This is a genomic window from Alteriqipengyuania abyssalis (assembly GCF_019857185.1).
Classification (GTDB): domain Bacteria; phylum Pseudomonadota; class Alphaproteobacteria; order Sphingomonadales; family Sphingomonadaceae; genus Alteriqipengyuania; species Alteriqipengyuania abyssalis.
On record NZ_JAHWXP010000003.1, the window covers coordinates 24,750 to 51,591 of the forward strand.

General features: G+C 66.7%; 24 protein-coding genes and 1 tRNA gene. 1 reads left to right on the forward strand and 24 read right to left on the reverse strand.

Features of this window, described 5'->3' with window-relative positions; translation table 11 throughout:
- Positions 1-17 precede the first annotated feature (17 nt).
- Positions 18-623 carry a hypothetical protein gene (locus tag KYN89_RS09995; RefSeq protein WP_346727229.1) on the forward strand — a complete coding sequence of 202 codons (606 nt, stop codon included), beginning with the start codon at positions 18-20 and terminating at the stop codon, positions 621-623.
- On the opposite strand, the gene KYN89_RS10000 is transcribed toward KYN89_RS09995, so the two are convergent.
- From KYN89_RS10000 to KYN89_RS10115, 24 genes are all read right to left on the reverse strand, one after another.
- A complete protein-coding gene (locus tag KYN89_RS10000) occupies positions 620-1,528 on the reverse strand; it encodes an NAD-dependent epimerase/dehydratase family protein (RefSeq protein WP_222824960.1) in 909 nt (302 codons plus the stop codon). The genes KYN89_RS09995 and KYN89_RS10000 overlap by 4 nt on opposite strands.
- Positions 1,529-1,553: 25 nt before the next feature.
- The gene (gene obgE / locus KYN89_RS10005; protein ID WP_222824961.1) at positions 1,554-2,648 is read right to left on the reverse strand and encodes a GTPase ObgE; all 1,095 of its coding nucleotides are present in this window, start codon (positions 2,646-2,648) and stop codon (positions 1,554-1,556) included.
- 161 nt (positions 2,649-2,809) lie between these two features.
- Positions 2,810-2,885 (reverse strand) — tRNA-Ala (locus KYN89_RS10010).
- A 105-nt stretch (positions 2,886-2,990) separates the two neighbouring features.
- Positions 2,991-3,938, reverse strand: a complete 948-nt coding sequence (locus tag KYN89_RS10015; RefSeq protein ID WP_222824962.1) for a hypothetical protein — start codon at positions 3,936-3,938, stop codon at positions 2,991-2,993.
- A gap of 169 nt (positions 3,939-4,107) precedes the next feature.
- Positions 4,108-4,848, reverse strand: coding sequence for a Bax inhibitor-1/YccA family protein (locus tag KYN89_RS10020; protein ID WP_222824963.1), 741 nt, complete (start codon positions 4,846-4,848; stop codon positions 4,108-4,110).
- A 144-nt stretch (positions 4,849-4,992) separates the two neighbouring features.
- Positions 4,993-5,499, reverse strand: coding sequence for a type III secretion system chaperone family protein (locus KYN89_RS10025; protein WP_222824964.1), 507 nt, complete (start codon positions 5,497-5,499; stop codon positions 4,993-4,995).
- Between the two features lie 155 nt (positions 5,500-5,654).
- Complete coding sequence (locus tag KYN89_RS10030) at positions 5,655-7,271, reverse strand: SPOR domain-containing protein (protein ID WP_248285172.1); 1,617 nt, start codon at positions 7,269-7,271, stop codon at positions 5,655-5,657.
- Between the two features lie 98 nt (positions 7,272-7,369).
- Positions 7,370-9,067, reverse strand: a complete 1,698-nt coding sequence (gene ftsZ / locus KYN89_RS10035) for a cell division protein FtsZ (protein ID WP_222824966.1) — start codon at positions 9,065-9,067, stop codon at positions 7,370-7,372.
- A 140-nt stretch (positions 9,068-9,207) separates the two neighbouring features.
- The gene (ftsA, locus tag KYN89_RS10040) at positions 9,208-10,455 is read right to left on the reverse strand and encodes a cell division protein FtsA (RefSeq protein WP_010238836.1); all 1,248 of its coding nucleotides are present in this window, start codon (positions 10,453-10,455) and stop codon (positions 9,208-9,210) included.
- Complete coding sequence (locus KYN89_RS10045) at positions 10,455-11,390, reverse strand: cell division protein FtsQ/DivIB (protein ID WP_230783944.1); 936 nt, start codon at positions 11,388-11,390, stop codon at positions 10,455-10,457. Before KYN89_RS10045 ends, ftsA begins: the two co-directional genes overlap by 1 nt.
- Positions 11,341-12,306 carry a D-alanine--D-alanine ligase gene (locus KYN89_RS10050; protein WP_222824967.1) on the reverse strand — a complete coding sequence of 322 codons (966 nt, stop codon included), beginning with the start codon at positions 12,304-12,306 and terminating at the stop codon, positions 11,341-11,343. Before KYN89_RS10050 ends, KYN89_RS10045 begins: the two co-directional genes overlap by 50 nt.
- Positions 12,303-12,797, reverse strand: coding sequence for a DUF4262 domain-containing protein (locus KYN89_RS10055; protein ID WP_222824968.1), 495 nt, complete (start codon positions 12,795-12,797; stop codon positions 12,303-12,305). The genes KYN89_RS10050 and KYN89_RS10055 overlap by 4 nt, the downstream gene beginning before the upstream one ends.
- Positions 12,794-13,705, reverse strand: a complete 912-nt coding sequence (murB, locus tag KYN89_RS10060) for a UDP-N-acetylmuramate dehydrogenase (RefSeq protein ID WP_222824969.1) — start codon at positions 13,703-13,705, stop codon at positions 12,794-12,796. Before murB ends, KYN89_RS10055 begins: the two co-directional genes overlap by 4 nt.
- Positions 13,702-15,147, reverse strand: a complete 1,446-nt coding sequence (gene murC, locus KYN89_RS10065) for a UDP-N-acetylmuramate--L-alanine ligase (protein WP_222824970.1) — start codon at positions 15,145-15,147, stop codon at positions 13,702-13,704. Before murC ends, murB begins: the two co-directional genes overlap by 4 nt.
- On the reverse strand, positions 15,144-16,352 hold the full coding sequence (murG, locus tag KYN89_RS10070; RefSeq protein WP_222824971.1) for an undecaprenyldiphospho-muramoylpentapeptide beta-N-acetylglucosaminyltransferase: 1,209 nt from the start codon (positions 16,350-16,352) through the stop codon (positions 15,144-15,146). The genes murC and murG overlap by 4 nt, the downstream gene beginning before the upstream one ends.
- Positions 16,349-17,569: an FtsW/RodA/SpoVE family cell cycle protein gene (locus KYN89_RS10075; RefSeq protein ID WP_222824972.1), complete on the reverse strand. Its 1,221-nt coding sequence runs from the start codon at positions 17,567-17,569 to the stop codon at positions 16,349-16,351. The genes murG and KYN89_RS10075 overlap by 4 nt, the downstream gene beginning before the upstream one ends.
- Positions 17,566-18,888 carry a UDP-N-acetylmuramoyl-L-alanine--D-glutamate ligase gene (gene murD / locus KYN89_RS10080; protein WP_222824973.1) on the reverse strand — a complete coding sequence of 441 codons (1,323 nt, stop codon included), beginning with the start codon at positions 18,886-18,888 and terminating at the stop codon, positions 17,566-17,568. The genes KYN89_RS10075 and murD overlap by 4 nt, the downstream gene beginning before the upstream one ends.
- A complete protein-coding gene (mraY, locus tag KYN89_RS10085) occupies positions 18,885-19,955 on the reverse strand; it encodes a phospho-N-acetylmuramoyl-pentapeptide-transferase (protein ID WP_222824974.1) in 1,071 nt (356 codons plus the stop codon). Before mraY ends, murD begins: the two co-directional genes overlap by 4 nt.
- Before the next feature lie 24 nt (positions 19,956-19,979).
- Positions 19,980-21,449 (reverse strand): UDP-N-acetylmuramoyl-tripeptide--D-alanyl-D-alanine ligase, encoded by a 1,470-nt coding sequence (locus tag KYN89_RS10090; protein ID WP_222824975.1) that lies wholly within the window; start codon positions 21,447-21,449, stop codon positions 19,980-19,982.
- Positions 21,446-22,933, reverse strand: coding sequence for a UDP-N-acetylmuramoyl-L-alanyl-D-glutamate--2,6-diaminopimelate ligase (locus tag KYN89_RS10095; RefSeq protein WP_222824976.1), 1,488 nt, complete (start codon positions 22,931-22,933; stop codon positions 21,446-21,448). The genes KYN89_RS10090 and KYN89_RS10095 overlap by 4 nt, the downstream gene beginning before the upstream one ends.
- The gene (locus tag KYN89_RS10100) at positions 22,930-24,684 is read right to left on the reverse strand and encodes a peptidoglycan D,D-transpeptidase FtsI family protein (protein WP_222824977.1); all 1,755 of its coding nucleotides are present in this window, start codon (positions 24,682-24,684) and stop codon (positions 22,930-22,932) included. The genes KYN89_RS10095 and KYN89_RS10100 overlap by 4 nt, the downstream gene beginning before the upstream one ends.
- Positions 24,681-25,166: a hypothetical protein gene (locus KYN89_RS10105; RefSeq protein ID WP_222824978.1), complete on the reverse strand. Its 486-nt coding sequence runs from the start codon at positions 25,164-25,166 to the stop codon at positions 24,681-24,683. The genes KYN89_RS10100 and KYN89_RS10105 overlap by 4 nt, the downstream gene beginning before the upstream one ends.
- On the reverse strand, positions 25,159-26,112 hold the full coding sequence (gene rsmH / locus KYN89_RS10110; RefSeq protein WP_222824979.1) for a 16S rRNA (cytosine(1402)-N(4))-methyltransferase RsmH: 954 nt from the start codon (positions 26,110-26,112) through the stop codon (positions 25,159-25,161). The genes KYN89_RS10105 and rsmH overlap by 8 nt, the downstream gene beginning before the upstream one ends.
- The gene (locus KYN89_RS10115; protein ID WP_010238864.1) at positions 26,109-26,639 is read right to left on the reverse strand and encodes a division/cell wall cluster transcriptional repressor MraZ; all 531 of its coding nucleotides are present in this window, start codon (positions 26,637-26,639) and stop codon (positions 26,109-26,111) included. Before KYN89_RS10115 ends, rsmH begins: the two co-directional genes overlap by 4 nt.
- Positions 26,640-26,842 lie beyond the last annotated feature (203 nt).

Consider the following 26,842-nt stretch of genomic DNA (forward strand, 5'->3'; position numbering starts at 1 on the left):
TGTGCTAGCCTCGCGCGGTGTTGCTGTCCCTGATCCTCGCCCTTGCCCAGCCCGTACCCGGAGCAGATACGGGCCCCTCAACCGCAAGCGCCGCTCCCGACTGCTCCTACGATCTCGATGCGATGCTCGCGCTCGACAGCGACGCCTTCGATCAGGATATGGATGGCGGCTGGCGTGCTCTCGCGAAAAAAGAAGGATGCGAGCTCGCCGCAGCCGAGCTGATCCGCGAATGGCGCTACGCCAAGCGCGCGCATGAAAGCATCCTCTACTGGCACGAAGGGCAGATGCGCGCCTATGCCGGACAGACCGATCAGGCAATCGCCCTGTTCCGGATAACCTACCATCCTCCCGAGGAAGATGCCGATTTCGGCTGGAACCACTACGTATCGGGCACAATCGCATTCCTGGCCCGCGATCGCGACGGCCTGCGCCGCTCGATCGAAGGCCTCAAACAGGTTCCCGATAGCGACCAGAGACATGTCACCGCAGCGGACGGGACCGTTTTCGAGATAAGCTGGCCGCCCAACCTCAACGTGCTGGAAGCAATGGAGCGGTGCTGGGACCGGCCCTATCGGGAGGCCTATAGCGCCGCGGCGTGCAGAGCCCCGGATGGAGTAAGCTAGAGCATCCCTGCTTCGCGATACCATTGTGCGGTGTCGCGCAGGCCGTTCTGGGTCAGGATCTCGGGCCTCCAGACAGCAGGCGGCACGGCGCGATCGCGGCGGACCGTCCAGTCCTTGTGCGCGAGGTAGCCCGCGCGGTCACGGGTCAGCCGTGCATTGCGACCGCGCACCCGTTCGTCGACCATCGCCGCGGCGTGGAGCGCGAAGGCGGGCAGCGGGATCGGGAACACCGTCTTGCCCACCGCATCGCCGATCGCGCGCGCCATGTCCGCATGGGTCCAGCCACCGTCGCGCCCGTCGTCGGGCTCGAAAATCTCGTGCGTGATGCCCTCCCCGCCTTCGCGCAGCGCGAGCAGCAGGCGCGCGAGGTCTTGCACATGGATCATCGAGCTGCGGCCCCCGGCAGGCACCGGCAGCACGCCCTTGGTCGCGGCGCGGAACATCTCCAGATAATCGGTGTCGCGCGGGCCGTAGACCCCGGGCGGGCGCACGATCGTCCAGTCGAGCCCGCTGGCGGCAACGATTGTCTCCGCACGGCGTTTCGACGCGCCATAGGCCGACAGCTCGGGCTCCCGCGCGGCGAGCGAGGAGACGAACACCAGCCGCTTCGCCCCCGCACGCACCGCCGCCTCGACCACGTTGAGCGTGCCGGTGACGTTGACGATCTCGAAATGGTCGGGGTTGGTCGCGCGGGTCAGCCCGGCAATATGGATCACGCATTCGGCATCGGCGACCAGATGCGCGAGCTTGAACGGTTCGTTGAGGCTGCCGTCGACCCAGCGGAATCCGCGCCGGTTTTCCGGCACCTTGCGCGCGAGCACGCGCACCCGCTCCCCGGAGTCCTCGAGCAGGTCGAGCAGCGCCTGCCCGACGAATCCGGTGCCGCCGGTCAGCGCCAGAGTCATCCGGCGCGCTCCTCCGATCCAGAAATCAGATCGGCGACCATGTCTCTTCCCCCTCGCCGGGCTTATCTCCATCGGACGCAGGCTCTTCCGCCGGATGGCTTACCCCGCCCTCGCTTTCGCGCTCGAGCGCGGTGCGATCGGGCAGATAGCCGAGCACCGCATCGAGCAGCGCCTCGACGCCCGCGCCGGTCGCGCCCGAAACGGCATAGACCGCGTCGGCACCCGCCGCCTTCAGCTCGTCGCCGAACGCCTCGGCCAGCTCGCCATCGGCAAGGTCCAGCTTGTTGAGCGCGACGATCCGCGGCTTGTCTTCCAGCCCCGCGCCATAGGCGTCCAGCTCCGCCTCGACCGTGCGCATTGCATCGGCTGGGTCGTCGCCCGCAATGTCGATCAGGTGGATCAGCACCCGGCAGCGTTCGATATGGCCCAGGAACCGGTCGCCGATGCCCGCGCCTTCCGCCGCGCCTTCGATGAGGCCGGGAATATCCGCGAGCACGAAGTCGCGCCCCTTGTGGCGCACCACGCCCAGCTTGGGCACCAGCGTGGTGAAGGCATAGTCGCCCACCTTGGCGCGCGCATTGGTGACCTGGTTGATGAAGGTCGATTTGCCCGCATTGGGCAGGCCGACCAGCCCGACATCGGCCAGCAGCTTCAGCCGCAGCCAGACCCACATCTCTTCGCCCGGCTCGCCAGGCTGGTGCTGGCGCGGGGCACGGTTGGTGCTGGTCTTGTAGCTCGCGTTGCCGCGTCCGCCCATTCCGCCGTGGAGCATCGTGATGCGCTGGCCGACCTCGGTGAAGTCGGCAATGATCTCTTCCTTGTCTTCGGACAGGACCTGCGTGCCCACTGGCACCTGCACGACCAGATCGTCCGCACCCTTGCCCGTACGGTCGCGCCCCATGCCGTGGCCGCCGCGGCTGGCCTTGAAGTGCTGCGCGTAGCGGAAGTCGATCAGGGTGTTCAGCCCGGCCACCGCCTCGAACACGATATCGCCGCCCTTGCCGCCGTTACCGCCGTCGGGACCGCCATATTCGATATATTTCTCACGCCGGAAGCTGACGGCCCCAGGGCCGCCCGCGCCGGACTTCAGATAGACTTTGGCTTGATCGAGAAAATGCATTGCGCCGCAGGTAAGCCGAATTGACGGGGATTGCCAGTTTTTCGCCCTCTCCGCTCAACCATGCGCACGGCCACTGGCCGGTTGCGGGGAGAGGGAGCGCCGAGCATGGCAACAAAAAAGGCCCGCACCGGGTTGTGCGAGCCGCTGAAAATACCGCCACCTGGTGGAGCCGAGCGGGATCGAACCGCTGACCTCGTCATTGCGAACGACGCGCTCTCCCAACTGAGCTACGGCCCCGTTCAGGTGTGGTAAGCGCAGAGCACGCGATGCGTTTCTGCACGAGAGCGCGCCCAATAACGAACCCGTCGAGAGACGCAAGGCCTTTCGACGGGTTTCTGTTCGTCAGCGCGACGGATCCGGGGCCGGCGGGCCCTGAAGGTCGCCCGCCGTGCTGGCCGTCGCGGTCCCGGGAAGGACGATTGCGCCCGTCTCCGGCTGCTGCTGGTCGCCCTGGGTTGCCGCAGTGCTGGGCGCGACTTCGACGCCTTGCGTGGCCTGCGGGACTGTCACCGACTGGCCATCGGGATTTTCGACCGGCGCGTTGAGCAGCACTCTGCCATCGTTACCGGGCACGGTGTCGTTGTCGGCCACCTGCGTGGTCGGCCCGTAGCTGGGGTAGAGCCCGGCGGGAGTACCGTAGAGCCGGTCCCACGTCGCGAGATTGGTCCGGTAGCGTTCGAACGAGCGGAAGAAATCCTCGAACACGCCTTCGAACCTGGCGAGCGCCCTGGCCGAGAAGCTCTCCAGATCAGCCGGCGCAACGAGTACGGATTCGTTGCTCAGTTCCAGCGCCGCATCGCAGAACGCCTGCTTGGCGGGTGGCATGGTGAAATAGTTGTAGACCTTGGTCATGTAGTCATCGAGTTCCGCCCGGCCCGTTTTGCGGTCGCCGTATTTCTCGCGAAACTCCGCCTCGACCTTGTCATTCGCCTTGTCCAGCGGCTTGTCGAAGTTGGTCAGGAACAGCTTGTAGTTCTCGAGAATGTTCGCGTGCTGCGGCGCGAGGCAGTTGAGCGCGGCCACGTTGAAGGCCGAACGCACGTTCCACGTCGCCTGCGCGGGCGTCACGTAAGCGTTGACGGTCTGGCGCACACCGTCGGGGGCCACCTGCGGAATCAGCATCGTCGCGGCCGCCCCCATCGGCGGGATGGGTCGTGCGGGAATCGGCGGCGGTGGAGGCGGCGGAGGCGGCGGGGGAGGCGGCGGCGCTGGCGTCGCGCAGGCGGCAAGCAGGCTCAGCGCGCCAGCGAGTAGCGTGATGCGCAGCGGCGACTTCAGGTCGTCGGACATAATCGAAAGGCTCCCATCGCGGATCGGCTCGGACGCTCCGGGGGAAGCGTGGCGGCGACCATCATTCGCGTTACGGCACCAATAACCCATTACGAGGCATGTGAAAACGCCCGAAGCGGAAAATCCGCCCCGGGCGTCTCTTTTCGGGTTCGTCCTGCCGGATCCGGCGCTAGTCGCGCGCCGCACCCATGAAGCGCAGCAGGAACAGGAACATGTTGATGAAGTCGAGGTAGAGGCTCAGTGCGCCCAGGATGATCGACTTGCCTTCCCAGCTGGTGCCACGCAGGCGCTCGTAGTCGCTCTTGAGGCGCTGCGTGTCGTACGCGGTGAGCCCCGCGAAGATCAGCACGCCGAGGATGCTGACGGCCAGTTCAAGCGCAGCCGACTGCAGAAAGATGTTGATCACCATCGCGATCAGGATGCCGATCACGCCCATGATCAGGAAGCTGCCCCAGCCGCTCAGATCCTTCTTGGTGGTGTAGCCATAGAGGCTCAGTCCCGCGAAGGCACCTGCGGTCGCGAAGAACGTCGCCGCGATCGAACCGCCGGTATAAACGAGGAAAATCGTCGAGAGCGACAGCCCCATCAGGAAGGCGAAGCCCCAGAACAGCATCTGCAAGGTCGTCTTGCTGAACTTCTGAGCACCGAAGCTCATCGCGAACACGATCGCCAGCGGCGACAGCGCGACGATCCACATCAGCGGACCGCTTGCGAACGTCACAGCCAAACCGCTCTGCGCGGTCAGCAACGCGACGATGCCGGTCAGCAGTACGCCCGAGCACATGTAGTTGTAGATCGAGAGCATGTACTTGCGCAGCCCTGCGTCGAAGGTCGTGCGCGAGGCGACATCGCCCCCGGCGCGCGGCACAGAGCCGAAACCCTGCCGTGTGCGGTCGTCCCAGTTAGCCATTTTCAAGCCACTCCATTTGCCGGCTGCGATATGCGCCGGTTCACCGGTGAATATCGCGACAAACCGGCGGAAATTCAAGGTCAGCGCGTCGATTTTAGGCTTAACGCCTGTTCAGGTTGGATCACGCATTTCTGCGGTTTTCGCTCAGGCTTCGCCCGCCGCGTCGATCATCGCGGCTTCCAGCGCGTCTTCGGGCGATTTGTTGCCCCACAGCGCGAACTGGAACGCCGGGTAGAAGCGGTCGCATTCATCGACCGCGTTTTCGATCAGCGCCTGTGCCTGGCTGATCGACAGCATGCCGTCGTCCGCCAGCAGCGCGCCGTGGCGATAGACCAGCACGCGGCCCTGGCTCCAGATATCGAAATGACCAAGCCAGACCTGTTCGTTGACCAGGCTGAGCAGTTCGTAGGCGGGCATCAGCTGTTCCTTGCTGACCCGGATATCGGGCAGGCAGATCAGCTGCAGCACGCCGTCCTGAGGCCGCAGCACCGCGCGCAGCTGATACTTCACCCAGGCACCCTGAATTTCGCCGCCCAGCTCTTCCTGCGCATAGGTGTCGAGCGGCCAGCCCCGCGCGTCGAACAGCGCGGCGAGCACATCCATCGGCGCGCCATATTCGCTGCCGATATTGTCGTTCAAAGCGGTTTCCATTGGCGATCCCTATACCCGTCTGTCTTTCTGACCACCTCTTGGGCGAAGCACGGGGGCGCACGCAAACCTGCCGGGCAAGCCAGCGGTGCAAAAGCATTAACCCTGTTCACGCCTTGTGGGAAAAGCACTTTTCCGGGGATGAACCGCCGGGCGGATCAGCCCAGCGGCTCGACCGCAGCGCCTTCGGGACTGGTCCAGATGAAGGAATCGATATCGTCGGCGGACAGCGCGTTGAGCGCCTTGCGCGCATCGGCCTGGCTCTCGAACGGCCCGGCCAGCAGCCGATTGGTCTGGCCCCACGGCGTTGTGAAGGGCGCCGCGCCCTTCAGCGCATCGATCTTGCGATATTTCAGCCGCCAGTCGTTGCGCAGCAGCGCGAGATCCTGGCCGATCCCCAGCTGAAGCCAGATCCGGCGCGGTGCGGGCGGTGGTGGCGGCGGCTCCTTCTTCTCCCGCTTGGGCGTGATCGCGCTGATATCGACCACATCGCCGCCGACCACGTCGACATTGGTCGGCTCGGCAAACTCGGCAAAGGCGTCCGCCAGATCGACCGGCCCCGTCACCGGGGGGCTGGCGGGCGGGCGGCTCTGGGCCGCGGCGAAGACAGGCGCTGCCTGCCGCGATTCGGGCTGGCCCATTTCGGGCCTGATCAGTCCCGGGGCGGCCTGCGCCGACGCAGTAGCGGTTTCGGCCACGCGAACTGCGGCGCCCGGTGCCTGTTGCTGCACGGCGGGAGCCAGCTCGCCCGCCTGCTGCGCAGCGACCTGCGGTTCCGGCGTGGGCTGGGCCTCTGGTTCGGGCTGCCGCACAGGCGGCGGCGGGAGCTGGATCGCCACGCGTGTGCGCGAAGGACGCATGAAGGTGCGCGAGAGCGGATCGCGCAGGTCGCGCACGGTCGGCGTGCTGCTGGCAACGCTTGCCCCCTGCCCGGCGCTGATCGGTGTGGGAGCAGCTGCGTCAGGTGTTGCCGCGCTGGCCGCGCCCGCCGCGCTCGCAATGCGCGGATCGTCACGCCCGATCCGGGTGGCCGAAGGATAGAGGCCGAGATTGGCGGCCGCCGCCTGCTGCGACTTCGTCAGGCGCGGCATGAATCGCAGGTAGGGCTCCATCCGCCCCGCCAGATCGCGCGGCATCACGGCGCGGGCGATCTCAAGCGCCTCGTCCGCCTGACCGAGCACGGCGAGGCCGAAGGCGCGCGTGCGGTACGCATTGTAGTCGCGCTCTTCCAGCAAGGGGCGCAGCTCGTCCTCGAACGCGTCGCGATTGCCCGCGATCGCGTAGCTGAGCGCCAGACGCTGACGCACCGCCGGGTCGTTCTTGCCTTGCAGCGCCCGCCGATAGGCAGTCTGCGCGGCGTCGTTCTGGCCGACCAGATCATAGGCGAGCCCCCGGTCCGCCCACAGCGCGCCGGTGCCGATCCCCGCCCGATCGGCCTGTTCGAACAGGCTCAGCGCCTCGACCGGGCGGCCCGAGCGTACATAGGCGGCACCCATCCCCTCCGCGATCCGGGGATTGTCGGGCGACAATTCCTTGGCGCGCCCGAAAAACCCGATCGCTGCATCAATATCGTCGAGCGAAAGCGAAGCGAGCCCGGCGGAGACAAGCGCATCGACATCGCGCCGATCCGCAGCAAGCCGCAGCAAGGCGGCGTTGAGATCGTCGGAAGCGGCCGGTGGCAGCGGCTGGACCACCGCCCGCGACACCGTATCGGCAGATTGCGCCAGGGCCGGCGCACCGCCTGCCACCAGCACGAGAGACAGCGCCGTCGGCATGGCGCGCAGAAGCTTGCAACCCGTCATGCTGCGGGTTCTAATCATGCCGCTGCGCGCTGAACAGCCCCTTGCGCCGGGAACGGCGCGGTTCGTCGCCGTTACTGGTTGTTCTGTCGCCCGAGAAACCGCGGGATATTGAGCGAGGAGCCATCATCGTCCTCGTCGTCTTCCTCTTCGGGTGCTCCGCCGCGGGACAGCTTGGCCATCCGTTCGAACAGCGTGCCGCCGCCACCGCCTTGCGGCAGCGGGGGCGCAGGCTTGCGCTGCGGATCGCCCTCGCCCGAGACGAGCCCGCGACGGCGACCGCGCGACGGCGCGGGCTCCGGCTCGGGTGCTTCCTCGCCAGCGTCTTCGCCGAGCACCAGCTCGTCGGAATCATCGCCGGACCGAGGGGCCGCTTCCTGCGCCGCGCCCAGATCGAGCGTATCGTCGTCGTCCGACGCGCTGCCCCAATCGTCCGCCGGGTTACCGTCGAAAGGCTTACGCTCGCCAGAGGGGCGGGCGAAGGGCGCGTCGGCGGAAGGTTCGGGTGCGGCTGCGGGCGCGTCGTCTTCATCTTCGTTGCGCAGACCGGCAAGCGGATCGACGATGCCGTCGACATCCTCGGCCCCGTCTTCGTGATAGTCTTCGCTGTAGTCGCTGCTCATGCGCGCACCGCCGGAGGACGGTTCACCGAACGACTGCGGCATTGCCGGGCTGGTGCCCTGCGGCTCGGCCCCGCGCTCGTCCGATTCGCCACGCTCGGCAAAATCGAGCGCCGGACGCTTGGCCGGGCGCGGTTCGGGAGCAGAGGCCATCGCGCTGCGCGGCGATGCAGAGTGGCTGCTCACGCCGTCGTCTATCCCGGTCGCGACGACCGAGACGCGGATCTTGCCTTCGAGATTGGGATTGAACGCCGAACCCCAGATGATGTTCGCGTCTTCGTCCACCAGATCGCGGATGTGGTTCGCCGCCTCGTCGACTTCGAGCAGCTTCATGTCTTCGCCGCCGATGATCGAGATGATCACACCCTTGGCACCCGCCATCGACACGCCGTCGAGAAGCGGGTTGGCGATCGCCTGTTCGGCAGCCTCGCGGGCGCGATTGTCGCCCTCGGCCTCGCCGGTGCCCATCATCGCCTTGCCCATCTCTTCCATCACCGATTTGACGTCGGCGAAGTCGAGATTGATCAGACCCGGCATCACCATCAGGTCGGTGATCGAGCGCACGCCCTGCTGCAGGACCTCGTCCGCCATGCGGAACGCTTCCTTGAAGGTCGTTTCCGGCTTGGCGATCAGGAACAGGTTCTGGTTGGGGATGACGATCAGCGTATCGACATGGCGCTGAAGCTCTTCGATCCCCGCCTCGGCGGCCCGCATCCGGCGCGTGCCTTCGAACAGGAACGGCTTGGTCACCACGCCGACGGTCAGCACGTTCTTGCGCCGCGCGGCTTCCGCGATCACCGGCGCAGCGCCGGTGCCCGTGCCGCCACCCATCCCGGCGGCGATGAAGCACATGTTCACGCCTTCGAGCGCTTCCTCGATCTGGTCGACCGTCTCTTCGGCCGCCGCCTTGCCCAGTTCGGGCCGCGCGCCCGCGCCCAGGCCGCCGGTACTTTCCGGACCGAGCTGGATGCGGTGCTCTGCCGGGGAGGTGCTGAGCGACTGCGCATCGGTGTTGGCAACGATGAAGTCGACACCCTCGATGTCGGCCTCCATCATGTTGGCGATGGCGTTACCGCCGGCACCGCCGACGCCGATAACCGTGATCCGGGGGCGCAGATCGTCGGAAGGGTCGGGGCCGATATTGATGCTCATAAGGTCTTCACTCCGTGAAACCGGCGGCTCTCTTGCCGATTTCTCAATATATTCGTGTGGCAGAAAGCGCCGCGAACCTTAATGGTTATCCACGGTCTTTTCCACATTACTCGCGCATTTGGGCCTCTATGGCCGGGCGATCAGAAATAGTCGCGCCCGGCGCGCCAGACCCGGTTGACCAAGCCCAGCCCGCGCGCGCGCGTCTGCGACTGGTACTTGGCCTTAACGGTGCGGATGTCCACCGGGTCCCGCGCAGCGTAAATGCACAGCCCCACTAGCGTGGAAAACCCGGGCGAGGAATGGGCCGGCGGCAGGCCGCGCAGCGTCTGCGGCTTGCCGATGCGCACCGGGCGGCCCAGCGCGTTCTGCACGAACTCCGCACTGCCTGGCAGTTCCGCCCCGCCCCCGGTAAGCACGGCGGGCCCGCCGCGAGCCCCCGCGAAATCCATCGCCTTCAACGCCTTGCCCGCCTCGTCGGTGATCCGGCCGAGCTGTTCGGTCACGACCGCCACCAGATCGGCGCGGTTGATCGAACCGGCGCGCGGATCGTCGGGATCGACCGGCACCTGCTCGCGATGATCGCTGGGGCTGGCAAGCGCCGAGCCCGACACGCACTTGAGCCGCTGCGCATGCTGGCGGCGAATGCCGAACCGGCTCGCAATCGCATCGGTAATGTCGCCCGAGCCGAGCGGGATCGCCCGCATCGCCTGGACCATGCCGTTGCGCAGCACCGCGACATTGGTCACGTCGCTGCCGATCTCGATCAAGGCGGTGCCCAGCTCGCGTTCCTCGGGCGTGAGCGCAGCGTGCGCCGAAGCGATCGGTGCGGCAACGACGCCTTCGACCGTCAGATGCGCGCTCTGCACCGCAGTGATGATGTTGCGGATCGGGGCCCCGTCGGCGAGCAGGATGTGCACGTCCACCCCAAGCTGTTCGGCATAGAGGCCAACCGGGTTGGCGACGCCATGCGGGCCATCGACAGAGTAATGCGCGGGCTGCGCGTGCAGCACCATGCGCCCGTCGGGCTCCAGCGTGTCGCGCGCGGTGACCAGCAGGTGATCGACGTCCTCTTCCTCGATCCGGCGGCCGTTGATCGGGATCTCGACCCGCGAAACGCGACTGCCCAGCCCTGCGCCCGCGCAGCCGACCCACACGCTCTCGATCGCGGTGCCGGCATCTTTCTCGGCTCGTTCGACCGCCTCGCGGATCGCGTGGGTCGCGGCCTGGCTATCGGTGACGTAGCCGCGCCGCACGCCCGCGCTGGCCCGGTGGGAGGAGCCGAGCACGATCATCTCGCCGCCCTCGGTCAGGCCCATGATCATTGCGGAGACGCGGAACGACCCAAGGTTCACCGCGCCGAAGACGCGCGCAATACGTGCTGCAGCCATTATTCCGCACTCCCCTTGTTGGCGAACCGGTCCGCACGTCCGGGCTCCCGCAAGACGTAGCGATCGGGCACGCGCAGATCGATCACGGTCGCCTTGCCCCCGAGCAGGCGATAGAGTCCGTCCATCCGGGCGAAATCGATGAAGGCCTCCGCCGCCTCGTCCTCACCCTGCGGCAGGGCGAGGATCTGGCCGGTCTTGAACACGATGTTCCAGCGCCGCTCACCAATGCGGTGCGCGCTGGCGATCTGCGGCTGGAGCGCAGGCGCGGCGGCGAGCACGTGATCGAGCGACTCAATCTGCTGTGCAGCACCCGCGCCGGAAATGCGCAGCATCCCTTGCGCGTCCTTCTCCGAAATCGGATCGAGCTCGATCCCGTTGCGGTCGATCAGCACCAGCCGGTCGGGCTTGACCAGCACCGCGTGGGGCGTGCGCTCCTGAATGTCGATCACCAGCTTGTCCGGCAGCTGGCGCGAGACGCGCGCCTCGGCAACCCACGGCATGCGCCGCAAGTCATCGCGGATCGCCGCCAGGTTGAGCAGCGGCATCGGCGTACCGCGATGCTCCATCACCTCTTCGTAAACCTTGAGGCGGTTCATCCGCTCGACCCCGGTAAGGTCGATATTGCGCATCTGGAAACCCGCCGCGCCCGCGCTGGTGGCGAGCTGCTGGTGCAGCAATGCGGGCACGCCCGCCGCGCTCGCGACCATCCACGCCAGCGCCGCCGCGCCCGCGAGGATCAGCGCGAGGAAGCCGCCCTGCAATTGCCGCTGGCTGATCGGCAGCGCGTTGAGCGCGGTGTTGACCGCGCCCTTGCTCTGCCGCGTTGCCGCCCGGGCCTTCGACGCACGCGAACGCGAAGTGGCCGCGCGGCGAACGCCGGTTGCCTTACGCTTGACCTTGCGCGCCATCATGTCCTCCCCTGTCTGCGAGCGCATCGGCGATAATCGTCTCGACCAGATCCTCGTAGCTCATTCCGCAGTATTTCGCCTGCTCGGGCACCAGGCTGAGCGGGGTCATGCCCGGCTGGGTATTGGTTTCCAGCACGAACAGCCCGTCCAGCCCCTGCTGGTCGTCCCAGCGGAAATCGGTGCGGCTGGTGCCCTTGCAGCCCAGGATGCGGTGCGCCTCGATCGCGTAGCGCAGGCACGCCTCGGCAATATCCTCGGGGATTTCGGCGGGGCAGACGTGGCGCGTGCGCCCGTCGGTGTACTTGTTCTCGAAATCGTAGAAGCCGCTCTCGACGATCAGCTCGGTAACGCCCAGCGCCTTGCCGCCGACCACCGCCGTGGTCAGCTCGCGCCCGCGAATATAGGGTTCGGCGAGCAGTTCGGGGAATTCCTGCCACGGGCCCTTCGCATCGCGCGCGATCGGGTTGCCGTAATTGCTCTCGTCGGTGACGATCGCCACCCCGACTGAAGAGCCTTCGTTGACCGGCTTGAGCACATAGGGCCGCGGCAGCGGGTCGCCTTCGTACAAGTCGTCGGTCCTGACGATCCGCCCGCCGGGCATGGGAATGCCGCGCGGAACCAGCGCCTGCTTGGTCAGCTGCTTGTCGATCGCGATCACCGAGGTGGCGAGGCCGCTGTGGGTATAGGGCACGCCCATCAGGTCGAGCATGCCCTGCACCGTGCCATCCTCGCCGGGCACGCCGTGGAGCGCGTTGAACACGATATCCGGCTTCGCCTCGGCAATCCGCGCGGCGACCTGCCGGTCCATATCGATCCGCGTGACGGTGTGTCCGCGCGCTTCGAGCGCCTTGGCCACGCCCTCCCCGCTCATCAGCGAGACGGGCCGCTCATTGGCCCAGCCGCCCATCAGGACCGCGACGTGGAGCTTGTTGGAGAGGATCATTGGACTGTCCAACCTTCATAAAGAGCGGGCTGCGCATCGATCACTTCTTGTGAAACGCCCCTGTCCCAAGGGTACAAGCCATTCACGGCGCCCGGCCACACGATCTGATAAAACTGATCGACATCTTTTCCGCGCTGCGAACGATGATACCAAAGAGCCCAGCCAAGGTACTCTTCGATCGCCGCGCGGTCGTTGCAGAATTTGAGAATGCACTCTTGCCCGTCGATAAGATTCTCGACTTTCAGGCTATCTGCCATCTGGAGGCCTGCTGCGCACTGGCGATACAGTTCGTCTATCATCGATTGCATCAGGTCCAGCTTGAGCCCGTACACCAGTACCTCAGGTTGCCCCACACCAACGGGAAAACCGACTGAATAAGCGAAGTTCGGCTGATCCCCGTCAGCGTCGAAGACCTTGAGGATATGGCAGCCGTGTTCGGCAATATCATCAATGCACTTCTGTTCACCCGGATCGAGGACTTGCTGGTTCACGGCCGCCCTACCCGCTGGATTTCCCATTCGAGCTCGACACCCGAGTTTGCGCGCACCTTCGCGCGGACATCTTCGCCCAGCTGCTCGATGTCCGCGCTGGTCGCGGTGCCGGTGTTGATGAGGAAGTTGGTGTGTTTCTCGGAGACTTGCGCGCCGCCGCGCATCATTCCGCGACAGCCTGCCGCGTCGACTAGCTGCCATGCCTTCTCGCCCGGAGGGTTTTTGAAGGTGGAGCCGCCGGTCTTGGTCCGCACGGGCTGGCTTTCCTCGCGCGCCTGCGCGATCCGCTCCATCTCCGCACCGATCGCTTCGGGATCGCCCGCCTCGCCCTTCAGCCGCGCTGCGACCACCACCGCGCCCTCGGGCAATTCGGAGTGGCGGTAGGTGTAGCCAAGCTCTGCGACCGGCAGCGTCTTGAGCGATCCATCGCGCAGCACCACGTCGCAATCGACCAGCACATCGGCGGTTTCGCGCCCGTAGGCACCGCCATTCATGCGGACGAAGCCGCCCAGCGTGCCGGGAATACCACGCAGGAATTCGAGCCCGGCAATGCCATTGTCACGCGCGGTGGACGCGATCAGCACGCCATGCGCGCCCGCGCCGCAATGGAGCGTGTGATCGCCTGCAGTCTCTATCTTTGCAAAGGATTTGCCGAGGCGAATGGTCACCCCTGGCACCCCGCCGTCGCGCACGATCAGGTTCGATCCCAGCCCCAGCGGCAAGAGGGGCACAGAGGGGTCTAGGTCGCGCACAAACGCACACAGGTCGTCCACATCGGCCGGTTCGAACAGCCAATCGGCCGCACCGCCCGCCTTGAACCAGACCAGCTTGGCAAGCGGAGCATGCTGCGTCAGCTTTCCGCGCACATCGGGCAGCTTTTCGGCTGGAAGGCTGAGCGTCTCGCTCATGCGTTCACCTGCTCGCGCGCGGCCTGCAATTCGTCGGGCAGCTTGGCGGCCCACTTGGTGATGTCGCCCGCGCCAAGGCACAGCACCAGATCGCCGGCTTCGAGCTGCGGGGCGAGCGTGTGCACCAGGTCGTCGCGGTCGGCGATGGTCTGCGCGTGGCGATGGCCGAGCGACTTGATCCCGTCGACCAGCGCGCCGGCGTCGACCCCGTCGACCGGGTCTTCGCCCGCAGCATAGACCGGCGCGACATAGACCTGATCGGCCTCGTTGAAGCAGGCCTGGAAGTCGCCCATCAGCTCGCCGAGGCGCGAGAAGCGGTGCGGCTGCATCACCGCGATCACCCGTGCCGGGGTCTCCATCGCGTCCACGCTTTCGCGCGCAGCGGACAGGACCGCGCGGATTTCCACCGGGTGGTGGGCGTAATCGTCGATCACGGTCGCGCTGCCGCCTTCGACCGAAACCGTGCCGACGCGGGTGAAGCGCCGCCGCACGCCGCCGAAGCGGGCGAAACCTTCGCGGATCACCTCGTCCGAGCAGTTCATTTCGAGGCTGACCGCAATCGCGGCGAGCGCGTTCTGAACGTTGTGGCGGCCCGGCATCGGCAGGAACACGTTCTCGATCCGGCGATCTTCCTGCCCGCGCTGGCGGACCATCACGTCGAACCGGTTACCGCCCGCCTCGGGCTTCACATTGACCGCGCAGATATCCGCCTGGAGCGAGAAGCCGTAGGTGATCACCCGGCGATCGCGCACCTTGGCGATCACTGCCTGCACTTCGGGGTGGTCGACACACAGGATCGCCGCGCCGTAGAACGGCACGTTGTGGATGAACTCCACGAAGGCGCGCTTCACACCGTCGAAATCGCCGTAGTGGTCGAGATGTTCGGGGTCGATATTGGTGACCACCGCGATGGTCCCGTCGAGCCGCAGGAAGCTGCCGTCGCTCTCGTCCGCCTCCACCACCATCCAGTCGGAATCGCCCAGTCGTGCGTTCGAGCCGAACTGTTCGATCACCCCACCATTGATCACCGTCGGGTCGATCTCGCCGCAGTCGAGCAGCCCCGCGATCATGCTGGTGGTGGTCGTCTTACCGTGCGTGCCTGCAATCGCGATGGTCGACTTCAGCCGCATCAGCTCGGCGAGCATTTCCGCACGGCGGACCACGGGGATGCGGTTTTCCAGCGCCGCCTCGACTTCCGGATTGGTCCGCTTGACTGCGGTGGAGGTGACCACCACCGCCACGCCATCGACATTCTCGCGCGCGTGGCCGATCGCGACCTCGATCCCGCGCTTCCTCAGCCGTTCGACCGTTGGCCCCTCGGCAATGTCGGAGCCCTGCACCTGATAGCCCAGATTGTGCATCACCTCGGCTATGCCGGACATGCCGATCCCGCCGATACCGACGAAGTGGATCATCCCGATATCGGTTGCGACACCCTTCACGAAGCCGGCTCCTCTGCGGCATCGCGCGCTGCGCCCTGCCCCACGGGCAGGCCCTGCGACGCGCCGCGTGCATTGTTCTGACCCACCCGGATCACATCCATCAATTCGGCACCGCCGAAGCTTTCGACCAGATCGGCCAGCTCCCTGACAGCATCGGGCCGTCCGCAATTCCACGCCTTGTGCGCCGCGTTGGAGAGCGTGCCGGCGCGCTGGCTGAGCACCTGGATCTGGCGTGCCAGCTCCTTGGGCGTGAACGCGCTCTGGCGGATCATCCGCGCGCCGCCCGCTTCCACGATCTCGCGCGTGTTGGCCGCCTGATGATCGTCGGTCGCGATCGGCAGGGGCACGAGGATTGCAGGGCGGCCCACTGCGGTCAGTTCGGCAATGGTCGACGCGCCCGCGCGCCCGATGAACAGGTGCGCATCGGCGAGCCGGTCGGCCATGTTCTCGAAATAGGTCGCGAGTTCGGCAGGGATGTCATGATTGCGATAGCGTTCGCGCACCGCGCCGACATCTTCCGGGCGGCACTGCTGGGTCACCTGCAAGCGCTGGCGCAGCGCAGGCGGCAGCATTGCGAGGCCGTCGGGCACCACCTGCGCCAGCACGCTGGCACCCTGGCTGCCGCCGGTCACCAGCACTTTGAGCAGGCTGTCTTCGCTGAAGGTCGGGAACGGCTCGTCACGCAGCGCGAGCACTTCGGGCCGCACCGGGTTGCCGACCAGATGGACCTTGCGCGACCAGCTGGACTTCATCCGCTGCACCTGCGGGTAAGAGGTCGCGATCGCGTTCACCCGCGGGGCGAGCAGGCGATTGACCCGGCCCAGCACCGCGTTCTGTTCGTGGATCACGCTGGGGATCTTCGCACTGCGCGCCGCGAGCAGCGCGGGCAGCGAGGGATAGCCGCCGAAGCCGACCACCGCGCTCGGTTCGAAACTGTCGAACAGCTGCCGGGCCATGCTGCGGCCTTCCATCACCTTGCTCACACCCTTGATCCAGCGGATCGGGTTCTTGCCGAACCGGCCGACCGGCATGATGTGCGCGGGCATGAAATCGGGCTTGCCGGGGATATTCGCCCCGCGCTCGTCCGTGATCAGCGCCACGTGATGGCCGCGCTGGTGCAGTTCCTGTGCCAGCGCGAAGGCGGGCAGCATGTGCCCGCCGGTGCCGCCTGCGGCGAGCACGTAATGTCGATTGGCCCCGCTCATCTGTCTTTTTCCTTGTCGAAGAGCATGTTGCGAAGGCCTGCGGTTTCTCGTGTGAGGAAGGGGTTGCGCCGTGTCAGCGCGAGCAGCAGGCCGAAGCCGCAGCATATCGCGATCGTCGACGACCCGCCATAGCTGACCAGCGGCAGCGTCATTCCCTTGGACGGGAACAGCGAGAGGTTGACGAGGATGTTGATGAACGCCTGCCCGCCCAGCTGCGCGATCAGACCCGATGCGGCGAGCAGCGCGAAGAAGTTCTCCTCGCTCGCGGCGCGCATCAGCACCCGCAGCACGATGGCGCAGAACAGCAGCACGATGCCTGCACAGGCGATCAGGCCGAACTCTTCGCCCACGACCGAGAAGATGTAGTCGGTCTGCGCCTCGGGTAGGCGGAACTTGGCGCGCCCGACCCAGAAGCCCACCCCGTCCCAGCCACCTGCCAGCAGGGTACGCTGGGCAAGGTCGACCTGATCGTAATCGGTCCCGCCGGAGAAGAAGGAATCGATCCGGTTCCGCGCATTGCCGTAGAACATGTAGGCGGTCGCCAGCAGGCCGATCCCGGCGGCGATCAGCCCGGCAATCTGGCGCGCGGACACGCCGCCCAGCAGCACCAGCACGAACCACACGCCGGTAAACAGGATCGCATCGCCCAGGTTGGGCTGCGCCATCAGCAGGCCGACCACCAGCGCCAGCGCGCCGGTCACCAGACCGAACACCGGCATGTTGGGGTCTTTGAGCTTCCAGCTCATGATCCACGCCAGCGTGATCGCGAAGCCGGGCTTGAGGAATTCGGACGGCTGGAAGGAAAAGCCAAGGTTCAGCCAGCGCCGCGCGCCGTTCACCTCGGTCCCGATCAGCGGCACCAGTATCAGTGCGGCGACCATCCCCAGCGACAGCAGGATGGCGAAGCGGCGGGCGCTTTCGCGGCTGAGCATCGACAGGCCGAGCATCGCGGCAATCCCCACCGCGAGCCAGCGCAGGTGCAGCCACAGGAAGTGCAGCGGATCGAGCGTGACGGTGTCGCTCGACAGGCGATCCGCGCCCGCGGGCGAGGCGGCGGCGATCGCTGCACAGCCGACCGCCATGAGCAACACGATCAGGCCGAGCAGGACATGATCCAGCTCGCGCCACCAGATCTTCAGCCGCGCGCGCTGGGTCAGGCGCGGACCGCTGCGCACGGGCAGATCGCTGGCAATTGCGGTTGCAGGCGCAATGTTCATGGCGTGGCCTCGCTATCGGCAAGCGCGTGGACGAGCGCGCGGAAGCGGTCGCCGCGATCCTCGAAATCGCGGAACTGGTCGAAGCTGGCGCAGGCGGGACTCAGCAGCACGGTCTCGCCGGGCTTCGCGGCAAGCGCGGCGGTGTGAACCGCGATGTCGAGCGTGCCGCAGCGGCTGACCGGGCAATGCGGCGCGAGAGCGTCGGCAAAGGCGTCGCCCGCCTCGCCGATGGTGTAGGCGGCGGTAACATGGCCGATGTGCTGTTCGGTTTCGCCCAGCCCCGGCTCCTTGGCCTGCCCGCCGACAATCCAGTGGATTTTTTCGAATGCGGCGAGCGCGGGTGCGGCGGCGGCGGTGTTGGTCGCCTTGCTGTCGTTGACGTAGAGCACGCCCGCACGCTCACCGACGCGCTCCATACGGTGCGGCAGGCCGGGAAAGGTGCGGAGGCCGCGATTGATGTCAGTCCAGTCCAATCCGAGACTGCGGCAAGTCTGGATCGCGGCAGCCGCATTCTGAGCATTGTGAGGACCCTGTAGCGTTGGCCAATGCAGCTGCAGGCTCAGGTGGCTCGGGTCTTGGTTGGCGAGCCACTTCGAGCCTACGTCGAAGACGCAATCCGTTCGTGATGCGATCGTAGCCGCCATTGGATCGTCGACAACAATCACTCGACCCCAATCTTCGCGGATGGTGTTCATCTCGAACAGCCGCGCCTTTGCCGCAGCATAAGCCTCAAAGCTCTCGTATCGATCAAGGTGATCGGGCGTCACGTTCAGCAGCACCGCGACATCGCAATCGAGGCTGTAGGTCAGATCGATCTGGTAGCTCGACAGCTCCAGCACATAGACGCCGCCCTCGGGCAAAGGCTCCTGGCCGAGGATCGGCAGGCCGATATTGCCGCCCATCGTGGTCGGCACGCCCGCGGTCTTCAGGATGTGGTGCGTCAGCGCAGTGGTGGTGCTCTTGCCGTTGGTGCCGGTAATGCCGACGACCTTGTGCGGCGGCAGGTGCTCGCGGGCCTGCGCGAACAGCTCGATATCCCCGATCACTGGCACGCCGAACTTGTCCGCATGCGGCTTGATCGGATGGGTGTTGAGCGGAACGCCGGGCGTCACCAGCACCGCCTCGAACCCGGTCAGGTCGGTCTCGACCGGGTCGGCCAGCGTCACCCGGCCGGCAAAGGCCTCGCGCGCGTCCTCGCGGCTGTCCCACGCGGTCACCTCGGCGCCCGCCGCCAGCAGCGCCTCGACCGTCGCCCGGCCCGTGCGTGCCAGGCCGAGAACCGCGTATTTGCGGCCCTTCCAGGCGGGCGAGAGGATCACCGCAGCTTCAGCGTGCTGAGCCCGATCAGTGCGAGCACGATGGCGATGATCCAGAAGCGGATCACGACCTTCGTCTCGCTCCACCCGAGCTGTTCGAAGTGGTGGTGGACCGGCGCCATGCGGAAGATGCGCTTGCCCGTGCGCTTGAACCAGAAGACCTGGATGATGACGCTGAGCGCCTCGAACACGAACAGCCCGCCGACGATGGCGAGCACGATTTCGTGGTGGCTGGCGACCGCGATCGCGCCCAGCGCTCCACCCAGCGCCAGCGATCCGGTGTCGCCCATGAAGACATTGGCCGGCGGCGCGTTGAACCACAGGAAGGCGAGCCCTGCGCCCATGATGCAGGCACAGAAGATCGCCAGCTCACCCGCGCCCTCGACGTAGGGAATGCCCAGATAGCTGGAAAAGTCCGCGCGCCCGGCGAGGTAGGCGATCAGCGCGAAGGTGCCCGCAGCGATGATCACCGGCATGATCGCGAGGCCATCGAGCCCGTCGGTCAGGTTCACCGCATTGCCCGCGCCCACGATCACGATCGCGGCGAAGATGTAGTAGAACGGCCCCAGCGGGATCGCTTGGTCGGACACGAAAGGCACGTAGAGCCAGGTGTTGATCTGGCTGACGATGATATAGGCCGCGATGCCTGCGACGATGAACTCCATCAGCAGGCGGACCTTGCCCGAGACGCCCTTGTGGCTGTTCTTGGTGACCTTGTCGTAATCATCCATGAAGCCGATCGCGCCGAACCCGATGGTCACCGCGAGACAGGCCCAGACGAAGGGGCTCGACAGGTCCATCCACAGCAGCAGGCTGAGCACCAGCGCGATCAGGATCATCAGCCCGCCCATCGTCGGCGTGCCGACCTTGGCGAGGTGGGTCTTGGGCCCATCCTCGCGGATCGGCTGGCCCTTGCCCTGGCGCACGCGCAGCACCGCGATCAGCCTGGGGCCGATCAGCAGGCCGATAAACAGAGCGGTGAGGATCGCCGCACCGGCACGAAACGTCTGGTAGCGGAAGAGGTTGAACAACCCTTCGAATCCGAACCATTCCGCGATCAAATAGAACATTGTCGGCCGTCCCCGGTCCCTTGCTTAGCTTCGGCTGACGAAGTGATCGACCAGACGGCCCAGACCGACGGCATTGGATCCCTTGACGAGGATCGCGTCTCCGGCGTTGAGCCCGAATTCTTCCAGCGCGGCGATCGCTTCGGCAGGCCCTGCGCAATGGGCGAAGGCCGGCGGGTTGCCAAGGCCATTCGCATGCGCCGTCCCCATCTTGCGCACCAGCGGCTCCATCGCATCACCGACCAGCACCGCGTAATCGACCTGGCCTTCCTCGATCGGTTCGAGCAGCGCCTCGTGGAAGCGTGTACTGAATTCGCCCAGCTCGCCCATCGCGCCCAGAACTGCGACGCGGCGGCTGGCGGGGGTCTGGCCCAGCTGGGTCAGCGTTGCGCGCATGGAGGCGGGGTTGGCGTTGTAGCTTTCGTCGATCAGCAGCGCACGGCCGCCCGCCGCCGTGATGGCATGGCGCGCACCGCGACCCTTCAGGCCGCCCATCTCACCCAGCGCGATACCCGCCGCGCCCAGATCGCCGCCGACCGCATAGATGCACGCCATCACCGCCAGCGAATTGGCGATCCAGTGTTCGCCCGGCTCGGCGACCGAATAGCACAGCCGTGTGTCGTCGATCTGCGCGGTGACCAGCGAGGCTCCGCCATTGGCCGCAGGGATCGCGTCGAGCAGGCGGACACGCGCGTGATCGGCACGCCCGAAGGAGAAGACTTCCGCCCCCGCCGCTTCGGCATGGGCCTTCAGCCGCTCGAACTGGTCGCTGTCGGCGGGGATGATCGCCGCGCCGCCGGGCTTGAGGCCGGTGAAGATCTGCGCCTTCTCGTCGGCAATCGCCTCGAGCGAGCCGAGGTTCTCGATATGCGCGGGCGCGATGGTGGTGATGACCGCGACATCGGGCCGCACATGGTCGGCCAGCGGCGCGATCTCGCCTGCGTGGTTCATCCCCATCTCGAACACGCCGTAGCGGGCGCGCGGGCTCATCCGCGCAACGCTCAGCGGCACGCCGACGTGGTTGTTGTAGCTGCGCACGGAGCGGTGCGCCTGCCCGCGGCTTGCACGGTCGAGGGCGGAGAAGATCGCTTCCTTGACCCCGGTCTTGCCGACCGATCCGGTCACCGCAATGCGCGTCGCCTCGCCGCGCGTGCGCGCCGCAGCGGCCAGCGCGTGGAGCGCAGCGGTGGTGTCTTCCACCAGCACATGCGGCCAGTCGATCGGGCGGTCGACGATCGCGGCGGCGGCGCCGGCGGCAAACGCCTTGTCGATGAAGCGGTGTCCGTCCATCGCCTCGCCCTTCAGCGCGACGAACAGATCGCCCGGGCGCACATCGCGGCTGTCCATCTCGACGCCGGCACACTGGAAATCGCCAGAAGCAACCCCGCCGGTCGCCTCGGCGATCTCGTCGGCGCTCCACAGGGCGAGCCGCAGGCTGTCGCGGGCGACTTTGGGCCACGCCCGCATGCGCGGATGGGCGAGTGCTGCGACGCTCATCGTCCCGTCTCCTGCGATCCGGCATTGATCCGCGATGCTTCCTCGCGCGCGACCTGTACGTCGTTGAACGGCAATACCCGCATGGTGTCTCCCGACCCGATGATCTGGCCTTCTTCGTGGCCCTTGCCCGCGATCAGAACGATATCGTCCCGACCGATGATTTCGATGGCTTGCGCAATCGCCTCGCGCCGCCCGGCGACTTCGCGCGTATTCTCGCCCGCGCCCTGCATGACTGCGCGGCGGATATCCGCCGGGTCTTCCCCGCGCGGATTGTCGTCGGTCACGATGACCACGTCCGCGAGGCGCGAGGCGACTTCGCCCATCGGCCCGCGCTTGCCCGTATCGCGATCCCCGCCCGCACCGAACACCACGATCAGGCGACCGTTCACATGCGGGCGCAGCGCGGCGATCGCCGCCTCCAGCGCGTCCGGCGTGTGCGCATAATCGACATAGACCGGCGCGCCGGACTGGGTGATGACCGCGCGTTCCAGCCGTCCGCGAACAGGCTGCAACCGCCCGACCGCATCCCACAGACGCGCTTCGTCCGCGCCGCTCGCCAGAGCGAGCGCGGCGGCGGTCAGCGCATTGGCGGCCTGATACTGGCCGATCAGCGGCAGGCGGATCGTGCGCCGGTCACCATTGCGCGCAATCTCGACGCTCTGGCCAAGCTGGCTCGGCTCCTGAGCGATCAACCGGATATCCTCGCCCTCCGGCCCGACCGTGAAGATCCGCAGGCCGCGCTTCTCGGCCCGGGTGCGCGCCTTGTCGGCCCACTCGCTGCCATCGGCCCAGATCACCGCCGTGCCGTCATCCGCGATCACCTCGTCGAACAGCCGCATCTTGGCCTCGAAATAGGCTTCCATGCTCTCGTGATAGTCGAGGTGGTCGCGGCTGAAATTGGTGAACGCGCCTGCGACCACGCGCGCGCCGTAGTTGCGGTACTGGTCGAGCCCGTGGCTCGATGCTTCGTAGGCAATGTGGGTGACGCCTTCGCGCGCCAGACCGCTCAGGTTGGCGTGGAAGGTCACGATGTCGGGCGTGGTCAGCCCGGTGGAAACGCTCTCGTCCGGGGTGGTGACGCCCAGCGTGCCGATGCTCGCCGCACGCTCGCCCAGCATCCGCCAAAGCTGGCGGGTCATTTCAACCGTGGAGGTCTTGCCGTTGGTGCCGGTGACCGCGACGATCGCCTCGGGCACCGGAGTGAAGTACTGCGCGGCAATCTGCGCAAAGGCCTTGCGCACGTTCCCGTCTGCGATGTGCAGCGCGCCTTCAACCTTTGCGCCAGGCCGCGCGACCACCGCGATCGCGCCCGCTGCCACGGCGGCGTCGATGAAATCCTCGCCATTGACCTTCGCGCCCGCGAAGGCGCCGAACACCGTGCCCGGCGCGACCTTGCGGTGATCGATCGCGAAGCCGGTCACGATCGCATCTTCGGCCCCGCGTTCCTCGCGTCCGGCCTGTTCGAGAAGACGGTTCAGCTTCACTTGATGTCGCTCCGGATCAGGGGGCGCAGGTCGGAAATGTCGATATCACGGCTGAGGTCGGGCCGCACGTCGAGCAGCGGGCCGATGCGCGGGATCAGCTTGCCGACGATCGGGGCGGCGTTCCACGCGGCGGTGCGCTGGAAGGAACTGGCGGTGGTGCCCTTGGGCTCGTCCAGCATGGCGACCACGACATAACGCGGGTTGTCCATCGGGAAGGCGGCGGCGAAGGTCGAGACGAGCAGCTTCTTGCGATAGCCGCCGGCGGAGGGCTTTTCCGCCGAACCGGTCTTCCCGCCGACGCGGTAGCCGGGCGCATCGGCGCTCTGCCCGGTGCCGTAGACCGCGATCATCCGCAGCAGCTGGCGCATGCGGGCGCTGGTATCTTCCTTGAAAACGCGCCGACCGGCAGGTTCCTTGCCCGGCTCGACCTTGTACAGCGTGGCCGGACGCCAGACCCCGCCATTGACCAGCGCGGCATAGGCAGAGGCAAGGTGCAGCGGCGTCACCGCGATGCCGTGGCCATAGCTGACGGTCATGGTGGTCACGCGCGACCATTTCTCGCCCGGCCAGATCGGCGCGCCGCGTGCGGGCAGTTCGATATAGGGACGCTCTGCCAGGCCCAGCGCGCGCATCGTGTCGCGCAGGCGTTCGGGGCCAAGCTTGTCGGCGACCCGCGCGGTCACGGTGTTGGAGGAGTGAATCAGCGCTTCGGGCACATTGAGCGTGTCCCCGAGGTTGTGACTGTCCGCAAGCGTGCGCCCGGCGACTTTCACCGGCTTTGCGTCGTACCGCAGGCTCAGGTCGCGCACGATCCCGGCATCGATCGCAGCAGCGACGGTCAGCGGCTTGAAGGTGGAGCCAAGTTCATAAACCTGGTTGGTCACGCTGTTGAACACCCGCGGGGTCCGGCCGAGCTTCGCCTCGGCATCGCTGATCATCAGGTCGGAGGTCTTGATATCGTTCGGGTCAAATGCGGGCAGCGATGCCATCGCGATCACTTCGCCGGTATCGACATCCAGCACCACGCCCGCCGCGCCGCGCGCATTGACCGACAGCATGCCCTTGTTGAGTTCGTCCTCCAGCGCGCCCTGCACCCGCAGGTCGAGCGCAATCGCGGTCGGCTCGCCGCGCAGCGAGCTGTCGGTCAGCCGGTCGTTGAGAACGGACTCCATGCCCAGGTGGCCCACGCCATCCTTGACGTAGCCGAGCACGTGCGCCGCCATCGACCCTTGCGGGTAGAAGCGGTCCTTTTCCGCCGGCAGTTCCAGCGCAGGCTCGCCGATATCGAACACTCGGTTGGCCTCTTCGGGCAGCAGGCGGCGGCGCAGATATTGCGCGCGCCCGCTGGCAAGGCGGGCGGCGACATCGGCCTGATCCAGCTCGGGGAAGATCGCGGCCAGCTTTGCTGCAACTTCCTCCGGGCGGTGGACCAGCGGGCTGCCGCCGTCCTTCATCGCCGTGGGGTTGTACCACAGCGCGAAGGCATCGTAGTTGCGCGCCAGCGGCAGGCCGTTGCGATCGGTAATTTCGCCACGCGGAGGCAGCAGGCGCTGCTCCATCGACATCGGCGTATCGGGCGCGCCGAGCACGCCGAACGACGCGATCCGCATCAGCGCGACCACCGCGACCAGCCCGAAAGCGGGCATCAGCAAAAGCGCACGCATGCGCGCGACCAGCAGAGCTTCAAGCCGCTTGTTGGCGACCCGCAGGGGGCCTGCTGCGACCATGGAGTCGATCGCGTAGGCGTTCACCGGTCGAGGCTCGCCAGGGCAAGGTGGGCATCACCCGCAGCGGCAGCGGCGAGTTCGGCCTCCTTGCTCGAAGTTTCGTCCTGCGAGCCGTCGCCGTCGTGATCGGCCAGCGGGGAAACCAGCTCGGGGTAATCGCTCGCCTCCATCTCGCGGGCAAAGCGGATCGGAGCGGGGGAGCCGGGCGCGCGCGGGGCGCTGAAACTCGCCAGCTGGCGTTCGGTTTCGAGGAACTGGTCCGCGCGCGGCGGGGCATAGCCGAACTCGATCGCGTTCCAGTCGGCCAGCTGCTGCTGGTTGGCGCGGGTTTCGAACTCGGTTTCCAGCGCGAGCTTTTCCTGCTCCAGCGCCACGATCTGACGCTCCGCACGCACGACCTCGCTCTTCACCGCGTTGACCCGGAAGGTCAGCAGCATGAACCCGCCAAAGACGATGCCGATACAGATCGCCCAGCCGATCTGCCGCAGACGGCTACCTCTAACCATCGATCAGTTCCTCTCTCGGGTCGGCATCGGTGCGGGTGGCCGCACGCAGGATTGCGGAGCGCGCGCGGGGGTTGCGTGCCAGCTCCGCCTCGCCCGCGCGCACGGCACGGAGCGGTTTGTCGAACGTGGCCGGCGGCGTCTCCGCGAGGGGAAGATGGCGGGAACCGCCACCGGCCTGACCGGAAGCGTCCCGCATGAAACGCTTCACGATCCTGTCTTCGAGCGAGTGGAACGAGACCACCACCAGCCGCCCGCCCGGCGCCAGCAGGCGCTCGGCTGCGGCCAGCGCACCGCGCAGCTGCGCCAGCTCTCCGTTCACGTGGATGCGGATCGCCTGGAAGGTGCGCGTGGCGGGGTCTTTCTTGTCGTGCGGCTTGTGCCCGGTCGCCTTGCGGACCAGCCGGGCAAGCTGTCCGGTCGTCTCCAGCGGGCGCGCGGCGACGATCGCGCGGGCGATCCTGCGCGACTGGCGCTCTTCGCCATACTGGTAGATCACGTCGGCGATCTCGGCTTCGTCGGCGCTGTTGAGGAAGTCCGCCGCGCTCGGCAGGTCGGGGTCCATCCGCATGTCGAGCGGGCCGTCGCCAGCGAAGGAAAAGCCGCGCTCCGCCTGGTCGAGCTGCATCGAGGAGACCCCGATGTCGAGCACGATGCCATCGACCCTGGCGATGCCCTGCTCCGCCAGCGCGGTCGCCATATCGGCAAAAGCACGGCGATGCAGGACGAGGCGCGGCGGGGTCTCGGCCAGTTCGGGCCACCCCTGCGCATTCTCCAGCGCGGTCGGATCGCGGTCGAAGGCGTGCACCGTCGCCCCTGCGTCGAGCAGGGCGCGGGTATAGCCGCCAGCGCCGAACGTGCCGTCGACGATCAGCTCGCCCTGCGCGGGCCGCAGCGCGGCAACCACTTCGTCGAGCAGGACGGGGATGTGGGGGGACGGGCCGCTCACTTCTTCTTGCCCTTCTCGCGCGCGTCCTTTTCCAGCGCGCGGCAGGCGGCCTTGGGCATCGCCATTTCGGGGCCCATTTCGTAGAGCTTGGCCGGGTTCCAGACGGTGAAGAAGCGCCCACCACCCTGGAAGAACAGCGCATCCTCGATCTCGCCGATGTCGCGCAGGAATTCGGGCATGATGAAACGCCCGCTGTCGTCGAACGGCATGGTCTCGAAGCTGTTGAGCTGGATCGCGCGAGTGTCGCGGTCGAAATCGCGCCCGAACTTGTAGGCCGATTCCTCTTCACGATCGAGGATCGCCTCGAAATCCTCGACCCGCTTGGTGCCGAAGCCGACCAGGCAATCCCACTTCTCGTGCTTGGTGAGGCACAGCCGGCGATCTTCGGTGGAGGCCTTCACCGCGTTGCGGAAGGCGGGAGGCAGCGTGAACCGGCCCTTTTCGCTGCGAAGCGAAAAGGCCTGACCGCTATATCCCTGAAACGCCTCCGACACGGTTTCGCTCTTCCCCTGTGAGCGCCTTTCCAAGGACAAAACCTCCCCGCCCTGCGGTGCGCCAAGCACCCCGGTTCGCGTGGAATCCCACGCGCGGGTCGAATCCTGTCCGATGCGAGATTTGTATTATCGCGGGATGAGTGGGGATTAAAGGGGAAATTTAGGAATCGTTGTTGAAAACCTTACGAATTCGAATGTCTGACCACGAAATTGCGCCATTTTCCGGCGCGGTACAA